16 protein-coding genes are annotated in these 14,155 nt (G+C 71.6%); 8 read left to right on the top strand and 8 right to left on the bottom strand.

Features of this window, described 5'->3' with window-relative positions; all coding sequences use genetic code 11:
- Positions 1-107: 107 nt before the first annotated feature.
- Positions 108-623, bottom strand: coding sequence for a MarR family winged helix-turn-helix transcriptional regulator (locus tag AOQ53_RS35465; RefSeq protein WP_059423705.1), 516 nt, complete (start codon positions 621-623; stop codon positions 108-110).
- A 177-nt stretch (positions 624-800) separates the two neighbouring features.
- Between AOQ53_RS35465 and ligD the strand changes: the two genes are divergently transcribed.
- The 4 genes from ligD to hemC all read left to right on the top strand — a co-directional run bounded on the left by ligD (position 801) and on the right by hemC (position 4,820).
- A complete protein-coding gene (gene ligD / locus AOQ53_RS35460; RefSeq protein WP_059423709.1) occupies positions 801-1,781 on the top strand; it encodes a non-homologous end-joining DNA ligase in 981 nt (326 codons plus the stop codon).
- Between the two features lie 140 nt (positions 1,782-1,921).
- Positions 1,922-2,695, top strand: coding sequence for an NPP1 family protein (locus AOQ53_RS35455; RefSeq protein WP_059423704.1), 774 nt, complete (start codon positions 1,922-1,924; stop codon positions 2,693-2,695).
- 99 nt (positions 2,696-2,794) lie between these two features.
- Positions 2,795-3,817: a questin oxidase family protein gene (locus AOQ53_RS35450; RefSeq protein ID WP_059423702.1), complete on the top strand. Its 1,023-nt coding sequence runs from the start codon at positions 2,795-2,797 to the stop codon at positions 3,815-3,817.
- Between the two features lie 67 nt (positions 3,818-3,884).
- Entirely contained in the window at positions 3,885-4,820 is a 936-nt protein-coding gene (hemC, locus tag AOQ53_RS35445) for a hydroxymethylbilane synthase (protein ID WP_059423701.1), read from the top strand.
- A 24-nt stretch (positions 4,821-4,844) separates the two neighbouring features.
- Here hemC and AOQ53_RS35440 read toward each other — a convergent pair whose 3' ends face one another.
- From AOQ53_RS35440 to AOQ53_RS35425, 4 genes are all read right to left on the bottom strand, one after another.
- Positions 4,845-5,363 carry a hypothetical protein gene (locus AOQ53_RS35440; RefSeq protein WP_059423699.1) on the bottom strand — a complete coding sequence of 173 codons (519 nt, stop codon included), beginning with the start codon at positions 5,361-5,363 and terminating at the stop codon, positions 4,845-4,847.
- Positions 5,364-5,554: 191 nt separating this feature from the next.
- Positions 5,555-6,415, bottom strand: coding sequence for an ABC transporter permease (locus AOQ53_RS35435; protein WP_059423697.1), 861 nt, complete (start codon positions 6,413-6,415; stop codon positions 5,555-5,557).
- On the bottom strand, positions 6,375-7,232 hold the full coding sequence (locus tag AOQ53_RS35430) for an ABC transporter ATP-binding protein (RefSeq protein ID WP_059423695.1): 858 nt from the start codon (positions 7,230-7,232) through the stop codon (positions 6,375-6,377). Before AOQ53_RS35430 ends, AOQ53_RS35435 begins: the two co-directional genes overlap by 41 nt.
- Positions 7,229-7,684: a MarR family winged helix-turn-helix transcriptional regulator gene (locus tag AOQ53_RS35425; RefSeq protein ID WP_059423692.1), complete on the bottom strand. Its 456-nt coding sequence runs from the start codon at positions 7,682-7,684 to the stop codon at positions 7,229-7,231. The genes AOQ53_RS35430 and AOQ53_RS35425 overlap by 4 nt, the downstream gene beginning before the upstream one ends.
- A 277-nt stretch (positions 7,685-7,961) precedes the next feature.
- On the opposite strand from AOQ53_RS35425, the gene AOQ53_RS35420 reads away from it, so the two are divergent.
- A complete protein-coding gene (locus AOQ53_RS35420; RefSeq protein ID WP_059423690.1) occupies positions 7,962-8,753 on the top strand; it encodes an RNA polymerase sigma factor SigF in 792 nt (263 codons plus the stop codon).
- 33 nt (positions 8,754-8,786) lie between these two features.
- Here the strand turns inward: AOQ53_RS35420 and AOQ53_RS35415 are convergent, their stop codons facing one another.
- Complete coding sequence (locus AOQ53_RS35415; protein WP_174523400.1) at positions 8,787-9,107, bottom strand: ANTAR domain-containing protein; 321 nt, start codon at positions 9,105-9,107, stop codon at positions 8,787-8,789.
- Positions 9,108-9,359: 252 nt separating this feature from the next.
- On the opposite strand from AOQ53_RS35415, the gene AOQ53_RS35410 reads away from it, so the two are divergent.
- Complete coding sequence (locus tag AOQ53_RS35410; RefSeq protein ID WP_059423686.1) at positions 9,360-10,163, top strand: VOC family protein; 804 nt, start codon at positions 9,360-9,362, stop codon at positions 10,161-10,163.
- Between the two features lie 33 nt (positions 10,164-10,196).
- Here AOQ53_RS35410 and glgX read toward each other — a convergent pair whose 3' ends face one another.
- Positions 10,197-12,350, bottom strand: coding sequence for a glycogen debranching protein GlgX (gene glgX / locus AOQ53_RS35405; RefSeq protein WP_059423683.1), 2,154 nt, complete (start codon positions 12,348-12,350; stop codon positions 10,197-10,199).
- Complete coding sequence (locus AOQ53_RS35400; protein ID WP_059423682.1) at positions 12,347-12,859, bottom strand: hypothetical protein; 513 nt, start codon at positions 12,857-12,859, stop codon at positions 12,347-12,349. The genes glgX and AOQ53_RS35400 overlap by 4 nt, the downstream gene beginning before the upstream one ends.
- Before the next feature lie 362 nt (positions 12,860-13,221).
- On the opposite strand from AOQ53_RS35400, the gene AOQ53_RS35395 reads away from it, so the two are divergent.
- Both AOQ53_RS35395 and AOQ53_RS35390 read left to right on the top strand, forming a co-directional pair.
- A complete protein-coding gene (locus AOQ53_RS35395) occupies positions 13,222-13,545 on the top strand; it encodes a DUF5133 domain-containing protein (protein ID WP_059423707.1) in 324 nt (107 codons plus the stop codon).
- 70 nt (positions 13,546-13,615) lie between these two features.
- The coding region (locus AOQ53_RS35390; protein WP_148640422.1) for a maltotransferase domain-containing protein at positions 13,616-14,155 on the top strand (540 nt) is incomplete at its 3' end.

Here is a 14,155-nt window from a genome sequence, read left to right as displayed (position 1 = left end):
GTGGGCCGGCTGCTGCTGTGCCGGCTGCGCGAGCCCGCACCGCCGGGAGCGGCGGTCGCCGAGCGGGCGGGGCCGCGTGACCCGGCCGCACGATGACCCGGGGTGGGTCAGGCCTGGCCCGCCGGGGCGGGCCGGGGTTCGGGCACCTCGTCGACGGAGTGGGCGAGGAAGTCGTCGACCATGCGGTGGAAGACGGTGGCGAGCTGCCGCAACTCCTCGGGGGACCAGTCGGACAGGGCCATCTGCATGCCGCGGACTCCCGCCTCCCGAATCCTCGTGATGGCTTGCCGGCCGGCGTCGGTGAGCTCGATGCGCTGGGCGCGCCGGTCGTCGGGGTCGGGGACGCGGGTGACGTAGCCCGACTTCTGCAACTGCTGCACCGTGCGCGTGACGTGCGAGGCCTCCACTCCCAGCCGGGCGGCGAGCTCGCCGGGCCGCAGCGGCTCGGAGTCGGCGACCTGCCGCAGCAGCGCGACGGCGGCACGGTCGAGCGGCACGCCCGCCAGGGCCATCAGCCGGTCGTGCTGGCGGGCGCGCGTGCTCAGGTAGGTGATACGGGTGAGCGCACGCTCGATCTCGATGACTTCCGGGGAGGGGACGTCCGGGAGCGGTGGTGTGGACATACGAGTCACTTTACCATCTCGTTGCCTAACTCAAGTAACAAAACGCCGGAGTCAGAGTCAGGCCGAGCACCCGCCGCCGCGGCGTGCCGGTGAGGCCTTGCGCCCACATCGACGCCGTTCAGGGGAAAGACCCGGGAAAAGCGCGTGACCGGGCCCGGCCACGTCCACAACTCACCCGTGGACCTGCCCCTGATCCCGCCCATGCTCGCCACGCCCGGCACCCTGCCGCCCGTCGCGCAGGACGCCCGGTGGGCCTATGAGACCAAGCAGGACGGCCAGCGCGTGGTGGTCTATCTCCCCGGGGACGGCAGCGTGCTGCTGCGCGCCCGGTCCGGGGAGGACATCACGGCCGCGTACCCCGAACTGCGGCCGCTGGGCGCCGCCTTCGGTCCCGTGCCCGCCGTGCTGGACGGCGAGGTCCTGGCCCTGGACGAACAGGGCCGGGCGAGCTTCCAGTTGCTCCAGTCCCGCATGGGGCTGGCGCACGCGCCCGCGAGGGCGGCGCGGCGGGCGGCGGAGGTGCCGGTCCATCTCGTGCTGTTCGACCTGATGCATCTGGAGGGCCAGTCGCTGATCCGGCTCCCGTACGCACGACGCCGCGCGGCGCTGGAGGACCTCGGCCTCGCCGGGCCCTCTTGGTCGACCCCGGCCGCGATCGTCGGCCACGGCGCCCAGGCCCTGGCCGCCACGCGCGAGCACGGAATGGAGGGCCTGGTCTGCAAACGGCTGGACTCGGTGTACGAACCGGGGGTGCGCTCCCGGGCCTGGATCAAGATCCGCAACATGCGCACCGAGGACGTCCTGGTCGGCGGCTGGCAGCCCGGCAAGGGACGGCTCACCGGCCTGCCCGGCGCGGTGCTGGTCGGGCAGCGTGCCGCGGGGCGGCTGCGCTACGTCGGGAGTGTGGGCACCGGCTGGAGCGAGGCCGAACGGACGGAACTCGCCGGGCTGCTGCGGGCCGCCGCGACCGACGTCTGCCCCTTCGACCCCGCCCCGCGCGCTCCGGGCGCGCACTGGGTCGCCCCCCGGCTGGTCGGCGAGGTCCGCTACAGCACCCGCACCCGGGAGGGCCTGCTGCGGCAGCCGTCGTGGCTGCGGCTCCGGCCGGACCTCGCGCCCGAGGAGGCGGCGGCCGACATCCCGGACGACATGGTCTGAAACGGCGCCCGGACTCCGGTTGTTGGGGTGCGATTCACCTCTGAGATCACACCTTCCTCTTGGCATGGACGCGTTCACCCTGGAAGCTGAACCTCCCTTTCCCCCCACAGCCGTTGGGCTGCGCCCAAGAGGAGGACGCAGTGTCGTCACGCCCGTTCGCACCCCGCAGGAGATGGTTCACCGGACTGGCCGGTGCCGCCGCCCTCGTCCTCGCCTTCCCCGCCACGGCCTTCGCCGCCCCGCCGCGGGCGCTGCCCGCCAACGCGGAGTCGCTGGAGAAGACGTTCCAGCCCGCCTACGACTACGACACCGACGGCTGTTACTCCACTCCCGCCGTCGGCGCGGACGGCACCGTCAACGGCGGGCTCAACCCGACCGGCGCGCTCAACGGCGACTGCCGCGACGCCTCGGACCTGGACAACACCAACGGCTACGCGCGCTACAAGTGCAACAACGGCTGGTGCGCCATCCTGTACGCCCTCTACTTCGAGAAGGACCAGGCGGTGGCCGGCAGCGGCATCGGCGGCCATCGGCACGACTTCGAGCACGTCGCGGTGTTCGTGCAGGACAACCAGGTCAAGTACGTGTCGACGTCCGCCCACGGCTCGTTCAGCGTGCACGCGGCGTCGCAGGTCCGCTTCGACGGCACGCACCCGAAGATCGTCTACCACAAGGACGGCGTGAGCACCCACTGCTTCCGTCTCGCGAACTCGAACGACGAGCCGCCGGAGAACCACAAGCGCACCTGGCAGTACCCCCCGCTGGTCGGCTGGAACGGCTACCCCGCCGGGGTGCGCGACAAGCTCACGTCCTACGGTTTCGGCAGCGCCAACTTCGGCCTGAAGGACGGCAACTTCGCGAACCACCTCGCGTCGGCCAAGCCCTCCGGCATCGCCTTCGATCCCTACGCCTGATCCGGACCCACTCCTGCCTAAGGCTTAGGTCCCCGGCCGGGTCCGGTTTCCGCCCCGCGTCCGATCCGCCGACGCGGGGCGGCCGCATAGCGTCCCCTCATGGACGCACACGACACGACAGGCACACTCGAAGAAGCCCTCGAACGGCTGCACGCCTCGGGGCCGGAGCGACTCGGCCGGCTCACCAACCACGCCCCCATGGTCGTGGAGGCGCTCGCCGCGCACGGGCAGGCGGGCGCCGTGCACCGCTGGCTGGATCTGTACCGGCCCAAGCTGGAGGACTTCCCCACACCCGTGACACCCGTGACCCACGCCAACTGGCGCGAGGCGCTGGGAGATCCGCAGCGGGCCGCCGACTGGATCGGGTATTTCGGCCGGGCGCTCGCCGAACAGCCGTGGCGGGACGTCCTCGCGACATGGTGGCCACGGCTGCTGCCCGGGCTGTACGGCGGCTCCACGCACCCCGTCATCCGCGTCGGCCACGCCGTACGGGCTCTGGAGGCCGGTGAGAGCGCGCCGCGGCTCGCCGAACTCGCGCACGGGCTGGGCTACTGGGCCGCCCGGCACCGCCCCGTGTCCGGCATCGCCGACCTGCCCGCCGCGCCGAGTGCGGCGCGGTCCCTGGACGCCGTGCCGCCGATCGCCGATCCCCGCGGGGGATTTCCCGACCGGCTGGCGGCCGTACGACGCTTGCCGCTGTGGGCGGGCGACGTGACCGACCCGGACACGGCACGGACACGCCTGACCGAGCTGGTCCGGGCCACGACCCATCGGTACGCCACCCACGGCCACGGTGAGGAGACCATGCTGGTGCACGCGGCGACGGCACCCAACGCCGTGCTGCGCACCCTCGGTTCCCTGCCCCGCGAGCTGTGGGCACCGAGCCTGCACGCGGCGTGGACCGCGTCCGCGGCGGTCACCGCCATGTACGCCCCCGCCGAGCCCGTCGCCCACGTCCCCTCACCCGGCCGCACCGCGCAAGAGGTGCTGGAACGAGCCCTCGCCCACGGCGACGAACACGTCATCAAGTTCACCGACACCGCCCTCGATGTCGGCGACGAGCGGGCCCTGGCCGCGGCCCTGCGCGCGGTCGAACTGAGCGAGCCGCTCGTCCCGAACTGACGTACGCCGAAGGGCGGTCGGGGGAGGTACGGCACGGACGTACCCCGGGAGGGTCTATCGTGTCGGCATGTCCGTCCCCGAACTGATCCGCATCGTCTCCCGCGACTCCCCCATGGCGCTCGCCCAGGTGGAGCGAGTCCGGGCCGAGCTGGCCGCCGCCCGTCCCGGAGTGCGCACCGAGGTCGTACCGGTGAAGACCACCGGCGACAAGTGGATGGGCGACCTGTCCAAGGTCGAGGGCAAGGGCGCGTTCACCAAGGAGGTCGACGCTGCGCTGCTGGCCGGTGAGGCCGATCTCGCCGTGCACTGCGTGAAGGACGTGCCCGCCGACCGGCCGCTCCCGGCGGGGACGGTGTTCGCCGCGTTCCTCAAGCGGGACGACATCCGGGACGCCCTGATCCACCCGGAAGGGCTCGCCCTGGACGAGCTGCCGGCCGGGACGCGGATCGGCACGTCCTCGGTGCGCCGGGTCGCCCAACTGGCCGCCACGCATCCGCATCTGGAGTGCGTGCCGTTCCGGGGCAACGCCAACCGGCGCCTGGCGAAGCTGGCCGCCGGAGAGGCCGACGCCCTGCTGCTCGCGGTCTCCGGCCTGGAGCGCATCGGCCGGCAGGACGTGATCAGCGAGGTTCTCTCCACCGAGACGATGATGCCGCCCATCGGCGCGGGCGTGCTGGCGCTCCAGTGCCGCCAGGACGACGCCGACCTGATCGACGCGGTCAGCGGTCTCGGCGACCCGGACACCCACCGGGAGACCACCGCCGAGCGCATGTTCCTGCACGTGCTCCAAGGGCACTGCAACAGCCCGATCGCCGGGTTCGCGCGTGTGGACCGCGGTGGTGAACTGTCCTTGCGGGCCTGCGTGTTCACCCCGGACGGCAAGACCCGGCTGAACGCCCACGAGTGGGCGGGCCGGCTCGACCCGGCCACGCTCGGCACGTCGGTGGCCGTGGCGCTGCTGCGCCAGGGCGCCCGCGAGATCATCGACGGCATCCCGCACTGACCGGCCAGGCACCCTGACGCGGGATCAGGCGGTGCCTTCCCCCGCCTGATCCTGGAGGAAGACGCTCACCTGGTGGGCCAGGCTGTCGCGCACCGCGCCCTGCTGGGCCCCGGGTCCCTCGTGCGCACCGATGCCGCCGGACCACAGGCGGCGGTCGGCCCACTCCTCCTCGACGCGCAGCTGGACCTGGACGTCCACGAGGCTCAGGGACGCCTCGACGCCGGCCGCGTACAGCACGGCGGTGGCCCGGCGCAGCGGGTAGACGTCGAACCCCTCGATGAACTGCGAGTTGCGCCAGTCGAGGAAGGCACTCTCCCCTTCCGGGCCGATCCGCACGTCGATCTGGCCGTCCTCAAGGTGGATGCCGAGGTGCCGGCTGCCGCGGTTCTCGACGGTCACGCGGAGACTGAAGTACGTCAGCCCCTCTGCGGCGTCGTCACGGCCGCGGGGCGGCTCGGCCAGTTCCAGACGGTGGACGCGGACGCGCAGACCGGCATGCTCGTCGTACTCCTGCCAGTCCCCGACCACGTTCGGCTCGTACACGCTGCACCTCTCGACCTCTGGAAGCTGCTTCCTATCTGTGGTCTCAGCGCACTGTCAAATGAGCAGAATGCGCTGTGGCCAGGCAGTTCATCCCTTTTGATCGGTGATCAAGCCGTGCCCAGCGGTTATCCGGAAACAGTTCGTGAAAGCGCTTGCCCCGGCGTGCCGTACATCACTTCCACGAGTGAAGATCAACGGGCCAGACGGCCCAGCAGGGCCGAGGCCGCGGTGACGCCGAGGGCGGCGGCCACGAGCAGCACCGCGAAGTCGGAGGCCAAGTGGTGGGGCGTACCGAGAAGGAGCCCGCGCAGGGCGTCCACCTCGTAGCTGAGCGGGTTGGCCGTACTGACCGCCTGGAGCCAGCCCGGCATCACGGACACCGGGTACAGGGCGTTGGAGCCGAAGAACAGCGGCATGGTGATCGCCTGTCCGAAGCCCATGAGGCGGTCGCGGCTGAGGACGATGCCGGCGATGGTCATCGACAGGCAGGAGAAGAAGGCCGAGCCGAGGACGACGATCGCGGCGACGGCGAACAGCTTGAGAGGGTTCCAGGTCAGTGCCACGCCCAGCAGGGCGGCGATGAGGAGAACCACGACCGCCTGGACGAGCGACTTCACGCCCGCCGCGAACGCCTTGCCGGTGATCAGCGCCGAGCGCGGGGTCGGCGTGACGAGGAGCTTGTTCAGGATGCCGGCGTCGCGCTCCCAGATGATCTGGATGCCGTAGAAGATGGCGATGAACATCGCGGACTGGGCGATGATCCCGGGCGCCAGATAGTCGACGTAGGGGATGCCGCCGGTGGGGATCGCCCTGATGCGGGTGAAGGTCTGACCGAAGATCAGCAGCCAGAGAGCCGGCTGGACCGCCCGGGTGTAGAGCTCGGTGCGGTCGTGGCGCAGCTTCTGGAGTTCGACCGCGCACATCGCGCCGACACGGGCGGGCAGCAGCAGCCGGCCCGCGCGGGGCTGCGGCGGTTTGAGCAGCAGATCGATGCCGTGGCCGCGGGCGGGGTCAGCCGACACGGCGGGCGGTGCGGCGGGTGCTTCGGACATCGCGGAAATCTCCTGCCTCGTCGTCGAGACCGCTGCCTGCCACGTCGCGGAAGACGTCCTCCAGCGTGGGCAGCGTGTCCGTGGCCGCGCCCGCGGCGCGGCGGCGGGCGCCGAGGCCTTCCCTGAGCTCGGCCGGGCTGCCGAGAGCCCGGATCCGGCCGCGGTGCATCAGGGCGACCCGGTCGCAGTACTGGTCGGCCTCGTCCATGTAGTGGGTGGTCACGAGGACGGTCATGCCGGTGGCCGCGCGGATCGCGCCGATGTGGTCCCAGACGCCGGTGCGGGCGATCGGGTCGAGGCCGATCGTGGGCTCGTCGAGGATCAGCAGCCGCGGGGCGCTGACCAGGGCCTGGGCTAGTTCGAGCCGGCGGACCATGCCGCCGGAGTAGGTGGCGGCGAGCCGGTCGGCGGTGTCGGCGAGGTCGACCGCGGCAAGGGCCTGGGCGACGCGCTCGGCGCGTTCCCGGCGCGGTACGTCGAAGACCCGGGCGAACAGGGAGACGTTCTCCCGCCCCGTGAGACCGGCGTCCGCGGACAGTTGCTGCGGCACGTATCCGAGCAGGCGGCGTACGGCCATGCGGTCGCCGGCGGCGTCGTGGCCGAAGACGCGGACCGTCCCGGCCGGCACCGGCAGCAGGGTGGTGAGGCAGCGGATGGCCGTGGTCTTGCCGGCGCCGTTGGGGCCGAGCAGTCCGAAGACCTCGCCCTGCCGGACCGTGAGATCGAGTCCGTCCACGGCCCGGGTCTCGCCGAAGGCGTGGACGAGCCCGGTGCAGACGACGGCATCGGCCTGTGGTCGGCCGGTGTCCGGGGTCATGTCTCCTCGGCCTCCTCGTGCAGGGTTCCGGCCAGCTGGCGCAGGGCCGGGATCGCCGCGTGCAGTGCCTGGCGGTCCGTCTCGTCGAGCCGCGACACATGGCGTCGCACGAGGTCGGCGCGGCGGCGGCGCCACTCGCGCAGCCGTGTCCCGGCGGCGGGCGTGGGCAGCAGCCGGGCGGCCCGCCGGTCGGCCGGGTCGGTCTCGCGGACCAGGTAGCCCGCCTGTACCAGCTGGTTGACCAGGGTCGACACCGAGTTGGCCGCCAGCCCGAGGTCCTTGGCCGTGTCCGAGATGCCGATACCGGGCCGCGCCATGACCAGGCGCAGCAGCTCCACCTCGGCGCCGCGCAGCCGGGGGTCGGGCATCTCGCGGCGCAGGCGCCGGCGGATCAGCCGCTGGACCCCGACGAGCGCGTCGGCCAGCTCTTCGGGGAAGGTCTCCGGCTCCATGGGGCGAGATTAGCTCTGCAACAGAGGTAATCGGCCCATGGCGGGGTCAAGGAATGCACTCGAAACGGCAGCCGTCCCCAGGGACGCCTGAGGTCACAAATGAGCGTATTGTCGGAATTGTTTCGTAGTCTCCCCGCCCGGGAATGGGCGATGAAGTGCTTCGGACAGGAGGCACGTCCGTGGGAGCCGCCCGGGCCCGCGGTGCCCTCCGTGAGGTCCGAGTCCGCGCTTCCCACGGTGTCTGTCCTTTCGGCACCTGCTCAGGGAGGTGCGCACCATGCGTATCGACGGCAGCCCCAGAACGCACCCCCACGACGACGCCCCCGACACCGCCGAGGCGTTCGAACGTCTCGTGCGGCTGCCCGAGGGGCCCGAGCGCAAGGCCCTGCGCGACGAGCTGGTCGAGGCCTGGCTGCCCATGGCCGAGCGGATCGCCGTCCGCTTCCGGGGCCGTGGCGAGGCCCTGGAGGACCTCTACCAGGTGGCGGCCCTCGGTCTCGTCAAGGCCGTCGACCACTACGACCCGGCGCGCGGCAACGCCTTCGAGGCTTACGCCGTGCCGACGGTCACCGGCGAGATCAAGCGCCACTTCCGCGACCACATGTGGACGCTGCACGTCCCCCGCCGGGTCCAGGACCTGCGCAACCGGGTGCGGCACGCCGCCAAGGAGCTGTCGCAGACCACCCCCGGGCGCTCCCCCACGGTCGCCGAGATCGCCGAGTACGCCCACCTCACCGAGGGCGAGGTGCGCACCGGCATGGAGGCCCTGGAGTGCTTCTCCGCCCTGTCGCTGGAGGCGGAGATGCCCGGCACGGACGGCTACGCCCTCGGGGACGCGATCGGCGGGCCGGACCCGGCCTTCGACACCGTCGTCAACCGCGTGGCTGTCAAGCCCTGCCTGGAGGCGCTGCCGGAACGCGAGCGGATCATCCTCTACCTGCGGTTCTTCAAGGGCATGACGCAGAGCCGCATCGCGGAGCAGCTCGGTATCTCGCAGATGCACGTCTCCCGGCTGCTCAGCAGCTGCTTCGCCCATCTGCGTGAGGAGCTGCTGACCGAGGCCAGATGAACCGGGAATCCCAGGTCGGCGCCGCCGGGCGGGTCACTGCTCCGGCGGCGCTTCGGGGATCTGGGTCGGTCCGGCGCGGTCGAGGGCGTCCTCCAGCTCGGCCCGTATCTCCCGGGGCATCACACCGGTGCGTCCCCAGACGAGGATCAGTTCCGCGACGTTGCGCAGCTTGATGTTGGTGTGCTGGGAGACCTCCTTCAGCACGGCCCAGCCCTGGTCGGGCGAGATCCGGCCGAGCACGACGACCATCCCGATCGCCTGGTCCACGACCGCGTGGGAGACGACCGCCTCCTTCAGCTGCCGGACCTCTTCCTGCAACTCGAAGATCCGCTCCGAGCCCCCGTCCGTGGGCATGGTCACCTCCGGGTCCGGTGCGCCGCTGTCCCCATGGCCTCGTGGGGTGCTTGAGTGCCTTGACGCAGTGTCCGACGCCTCCATCGTCGTCACTCGGCCCGCCCGGTGCCACCGGGGCGGTCCAGGCCGGTCCACCACACCGTTTCGGTGCCGTCGCCGGGGTACTCGGCAGGCGCCCACAGCGGTTCCGGTTGGACACTGGTGTCATTCCTCCGGTGGCTGCCAGGCCGACGAGATCAGGACGCGACTGCCATGAACCACGACATGCCCACCCCCTCCGGCACCAAGGACGTCGTCTCATCACACTCCGTATTCGGCGCGCCCTGCTGGGTGAGTCTGACCAGCCGGGACGTCAAGGCGACCGAAGAGTTCTACGGGGCCGTGCTGGGCTGGCAATGGCGGCCGGCCAAGCTCGGCGACCGGTTCCGGATCGCGCTGGCGGACGGCTCGCCGGTGGCCGGGATCGCAGGGGTGGCCACCATGTGGCAGATGGCGGTGGCGTGGACGCCGTACTTCGCCGTGCGGAGCGCGGACGACGCGGTGGCGCGGGTGCAGGAGCGCATGGGCACGGTCGCGGTCGGGCCGATCTCGCTGCCGCCGGGGCGGGCGGCACTGCTGGCCGACCGGGACGGGGCGACCTTCGGGATCTGGGAGGGCGACCTGTTCACCGACTGGGAGACCTGGCGCAACGCGCAGCCGGCCTTCATCACGCTGCACACGCGTGACGCCTTCGACGCCGCCATCTTCTACGGCGAGGTCCTCGACTGGGCGTCGGAGAGTCCCGGTTGCTGCGAGGTCCACTACGAGGGCGGGGAGGTCGTGCTGCGCAGCCGCGGCGACGTGGTGGCGCGGATCGAGTCCGGGGCGTTGGAGGCGGCCCCCGACCCGACGATCCGGCCGCACTGGCAGGTCCACTTCACCGTCGACGACGTCGAGGCCTGCACCCGGGCCGCGGAACTGCACGGCGGCAGCGTGCTGTCCAAGGGCAGCGACGAGGCCGTGCTGCGCGACCACGACGGCGCACAGTTCACGGTGACGGCCCGCCGGGAGCGGTGACTCGCGCGTCCGTACCGGGTCCGCCGCCCCCGGTCACTCCGCCTCGTCGCGGGCGCGCCGGGACGGCCGGGACAGCAGGACCATGCTGCGGGACCCGACCGTCAGGGCCGTGCCCGCCTTGTGTTCCGATTCGTCGGGGGTGCCCTCCGGTTCGGCGGTGTCGATCAGGGCCGTCCAGCGTTCGCCGTAGGCGGCGTCCGGGAGGCGGAAGGCGACCGGCTCCCAGTGGCTGTTGAACAGCAGGAGGAACGAGTCGTCGACCACCGGGCGGCCGCGCGCGTCGGGCTCGGCGATGGCGTCGCCGTTGAGGAAGACGCCGACGGAGTGCGCGTCGCCGCGCTGCCAGTCGTCGTCGGTCATCTCCTGGGCGTCCGGAGCCAGCCACACCAGGTCGGGCAGCGGCTGGTCCGCGCGCGTCAGGGTCTCGCCGAGGAAGAAGCGGCGCCTGCGCAGCACGGGGTGTCCGGTGCGCAGCCGGATGACGTACCGGGTGAACTCCAGCAGGTCGCGCTGTTCCTCGGTGAGCCGCCAGTCGATCCAGGAGATCTCGTTGTCCTGGCAGTAGGCGTTGTTGTTGCCGCGCTGGCTGCGCCCGAGTTCGTCGCCGTGGCAGAGCATCGGGATGCCCTGGGACAGCAGCAGCGTGGCGAGGAAGTTGCGCTGCTGGCGGGTGCGCAGCTCCAGCACCGCCGGGTCCCGGGTCGACCCCTCGGCGCCGCAGTTCCAGGATCGGTTGGTGCTCTCGCCGTCCTGGTTGTCCTCGCCGTTGCCGTCGTTGTGCTTGTCGTTGTAGGACACGAGGTCGCGCAGGGTGAAACCGTCGTGCGCGGTGACGAAGTTGACGCTGGCCCGGGGGCGGCGCCGGCTGTGCTGGTACAGGTCGGAGGAGCCGGTCAGCCGGGAGGCGAACTCGCCGAGCGTGTGGTCCTCGCCGCGCCAGAAGTCCCGCACGGCGTCGCGGTACATGCCGTTCCACTCGGACCACAGCGGCGGGAAGTTGCCCACCTGGTAGCCGCCCTCGCCGACGTCCCACGGCTCCGCGATCAGCTTGACGCGACTGATCACCGGGTCCTGCTGGATCAGGTCGAAGAACGCCGACAGCCGGTCCACCTCGTGGAACTGCCGGGCCAGGGTGGCCGCGAGGTCGAAGCGGAAGCCGTCGACATGCATCTCGGTGACCCAGTAGCGCAGCGAGTCCATGATCAGCTGAAGGACGTAGGGGTGGCGCATCAGCAGGCTGTTGCCGGTGCCGGTGGTGTCGTAGTAGTGCTCCCAGTCGCCGTCGACCAGGCGGTAGTACGAGCAGTTGTCGATGCCTCGGAAGGACAGGGTGGGGCCCTTCTCGTTGCCCTCGGCGGTGTGGTTGTAGACCACGTCGAGGATCACCTCGAGCCCGGCCGCGTGCAGCGTCTTCACCATCGACTTGAACTCGGCGACCTGCTGGCCGCGGGTGCCATGGGCGTAGCCGTTGTGCGGGGCGAAGAAGCCGATCGTGTTGTAGCCCCAGTAGTTGGCCAGGCCGCGGTCGTGCAGCACGCCGTCGTGGACGAACTGGTGCACCGGCATCAGCTCCACCGCCGTGACACCCAGCGAGGTGAGGTGCTCGACCGCCGCGGGGTGTGCGAGTCCGGCGTAGGTGCCGCGGAGTTCGGCGGGGATGTCGGGGTGGGTGCGGGTCAGGCCCTTGACGTGTGCCTCGTAGATCACCGTATCGGCGTAGGGCCGGCAGGGCCGGGTGTCGTCGCCCCAGTCGAAGGCCGGGTCGGTCACCACACCGAGCATGGTGTGACCGGCGCTGTCGGCCGGGTCGGGGCCGTCCGGGTTCCGTTCGTAGAGCGAGGGGTGGTTGTCGATCTGCCCGTCGACCGCGCGTGCGTAGGGGTCGAGGAGCAGCTTCGCCGGGTTGCAGCGGTGGCCGGCGGCCGGGGCCCACGGCCCGTACACGCGGTAGCCGTAGCGCTGGCCGGGGCCGACGCCGGGGAGGTAGCCGTGCCAGACGAAGCCGTCGACCTCGGTCAGCGGCACCTGGGTGTGGGTGCCGTCGTCGTCGACGAGGACCAGCTCGACGCGTTCGGCCACCTCGCTGAAGAGTGCGAAGTTCGTGCCCTCCCCGTCGTACTCCGCGCCCAGCGGGTAGGGGCGCCCGCTCCACGCGGGCACCCCTTTCCGGGTCTGCCGGCGGGTCACCGGGCCTCCTCCAGGACCTCGTCCGGGGTACTGGCCGGACCGGCCAGCTGGGCGATCCGCACCTCGCGGGGCACGTCGAGGCCCTCGCGCAGGTGCGGGGCGGGCGCGGTCGGCACCAGCGGGACGCGTTCGCCGGCCCGGGCGCGCTGCGAGAACCAGATGACCTTGCTGCCGGTCTCGGTGGCGCAGCAGCCCCAGCCGTCGCTCATCGCCGCGAGGTGCTCCAGGCAGCCACGCAGCTCCTGGTCCGGGCGCAGGGCGCGGTCGTTGTCCCCGATGGCGGTGATCAGGTGCTGGCCGTTCCACCACATCTCGATCGACGTGTTCTTGTCCCTGGCGTGTTCGTCGATCGTCTTGAGCAGCATCTCGGCGCCGCCGCAGACGGGCTGGACCAGGTTGTCCAGGTCCCAGAACCTCAGGTGAGCGGCCAGAATGCGGCTGACCTGTCCCACCCGTTCCGGGCTGACTTCCACGTCGAGGTGGTAGTAGCAGGGCACTGCGGTCTTCATCGGTCGGCTCCTCACCGCGAAGCTCAGCTCCTCCTCGCTCCCGCGGTCCTGCGGGACGAGCCCCGAACACGGAACGTGAGCGTGTATCGCTTCTGAGTCACCCTCAGCCTGAGGGTGCTAGCCCGTTCGTGCAACACGAGCGCACAGTTGAGACCCTCGAACACCCAAGTGAGCACGCCCGGATGGCCTCAACCGCTCAGTCGAGCCGCCATTGGTTGAGGATCCAACAAGACGCTGCGTCGTCACCGGTGCACCATGTGTGAAGAACTCGATCGCCGTTACGGGTCCGTGCCGCTGTGGGCACGGCCGCCGTCCGACCGTCGGGAGACCGTGTCCCTCGAGCCCGAAAGGTGATCGGCGCCATGCTGCTACCCGCCAAAGCCGAAGTCGCCCGGCAGTTGCGGCGTTACCGGGCCTGGGAACGCGTGATGCTCGCGGCACCGAACGACCGCACGGTGCGGACCACGTTCGAGGACTCGGGCTACACGCTCTGCGTGCTGATGGGCAAGCGCTGCGCGCGGGAGGCGGCGGACGCGGCCGAGCGGTATCTGCGCACGAACCAGGTCGCCTATTTGCAGGAACAGCAGGTCACCTGTCTCCAGGAGCAGAACGAACGGCCCCGCCCGGCCACCTCGGTCCGGCGAAGACCGCCGACGGCGGAGCGGCGCTCCCCCGCGGGACGGTAGCAGCCCCGCACATCTTGTCCCCTGACCCGGGCCCGTGGCCCGGCTTCCGAGCACGGTGGAGGTGAGGACCATGAGTAGGACCCGGGCCATCGGCCGTGTCCCGGTACGGGACGTCCGCCCGGCCGTGGAGTGCGGCAACCGGCCGGCCAAGGCGGTCGTGGGAGAGACGTTCGAGGTCACCGCCACCGTGTTCCGGGAGGGGCACGACGCCGTCGCCGCCAATGTCGTCCTGAAGGATCCCGAGGGCCGCCCCGGGCCGTGGACGCCGATGCGGGAGCTGGCCCCGGGCAGCGACCTCTGGGGCGCCGAGGTCACCGCGGACGCCGTCGGCCGCTGGACGTACCGAGTGGAGGCCTGGAGCGATCCGGTGGCCACCTGGCGCCACACGGCGGGCATAAAGGTGCCGGCCGGCATCGACCCCGGTCTGGTCCTCGAAGAGGGCGCCGATCTCTACGAGCGAGCGGCGGCCGGCGTTCCCAGGGAAGCCGGCCGCGGCGTGCTTCTCGACGCCGCGGAGGCGCTGCGCGACGACTCGCTTCCCCCGGCGGCGCGGCTTGCGGCGGCGCTGACGCCTCAGGTGGACGAGGTCCTGGCCCGGCATCCGCTGCGG

This window comes from Streptomyces azureus (genome assembly GCF_001270025.1).
GTDB classification, from domain to species: domain Bacteria; phylum Actinomycetota; class Actinomycetes; order Streptomycetales; family Streptomycetaceae; genus Streptomyces; species Streptomyces azureus.
This window is presented reverse-complemented; position numbering and strand designations above follow the sequence as displayed.

Coding starts and splice junctions, on each gene's coding strand:
- AOQ53_RS35465 (WP_059423705.1), bottom strand. CDS start 623: ATGTCCACACCACCGCTCCCGGACGTCCCCTCCCCGGAAGTCATCGAG.
- AOQ53_RS35450 (WP_059423702.1), top strand. CDS start 2,795: ATGGACGCACACGACACGACAGGCACACTCGAAGAAGCCCTCGAACGG.
- hemC (WP_059423701.1), top strand. CDS start 3,885: ATGTCCGTCCCCGAACTGATCCGCATCGTCTCCCGCGACTCCCCCATG.
- AOQ53_RS35435 (WP_059423697.1), bottom strand. CDS start 6,415: ATGTCCGAAGCACCCGCCGCACCGCCCGCCGTGTCGGCTGACCCCGCC.
- AOQ53_RS35430 (WP_059423695.1), bottom strand. CDS start 7,232: ATGACCCCGGACACCGGCCGACCACAGGCCGATGCCGTCGTCTGCACC.
- AOQ53_RS35425 (WP_059423692.1), bottom strand. CDS start 7,684: ATGGAGCCGGAGACCTTCCCCGAAGAGCTGGCCGACGCGCTCGTCGGG.
- AOQ53_RS35420 (WP_059423690.1), top strand. CDS start 7,962: ATGCGTATCGACGGCAGCCCCAGAACGCACCCCCACGACGACGCCCCC.
- AOQ53_RS35415 (WP_174523400.1), bottom strand. CDS start 9,107: ATGCCCACGGACGGGGGCTCGGAGCGGATCTTCGAGTTGCAGGAAGAG.
- AOQ53_RS35410 (WP_059423686.1), top strand. CDS start 9,360: ATGAACCACGACATGCCCACCCCCTCCGGCACCAAGGACGTCGTCTCA.
- AOQ53_RS35400 (WP_059423682.1), bottom strand. CDS start 12,859: ATGAAGACCGCAGTGCCCTGCTACTACCACCTCGACGTGGAAGTCAGC.
- AOQ53_RS35395 (WP_059423707.1), top strand. CDS start 13,222: ATGCTGCTACCCGCCAAAGCCGAAGTCGCCCGGCAGTTGCGGCGTTAC.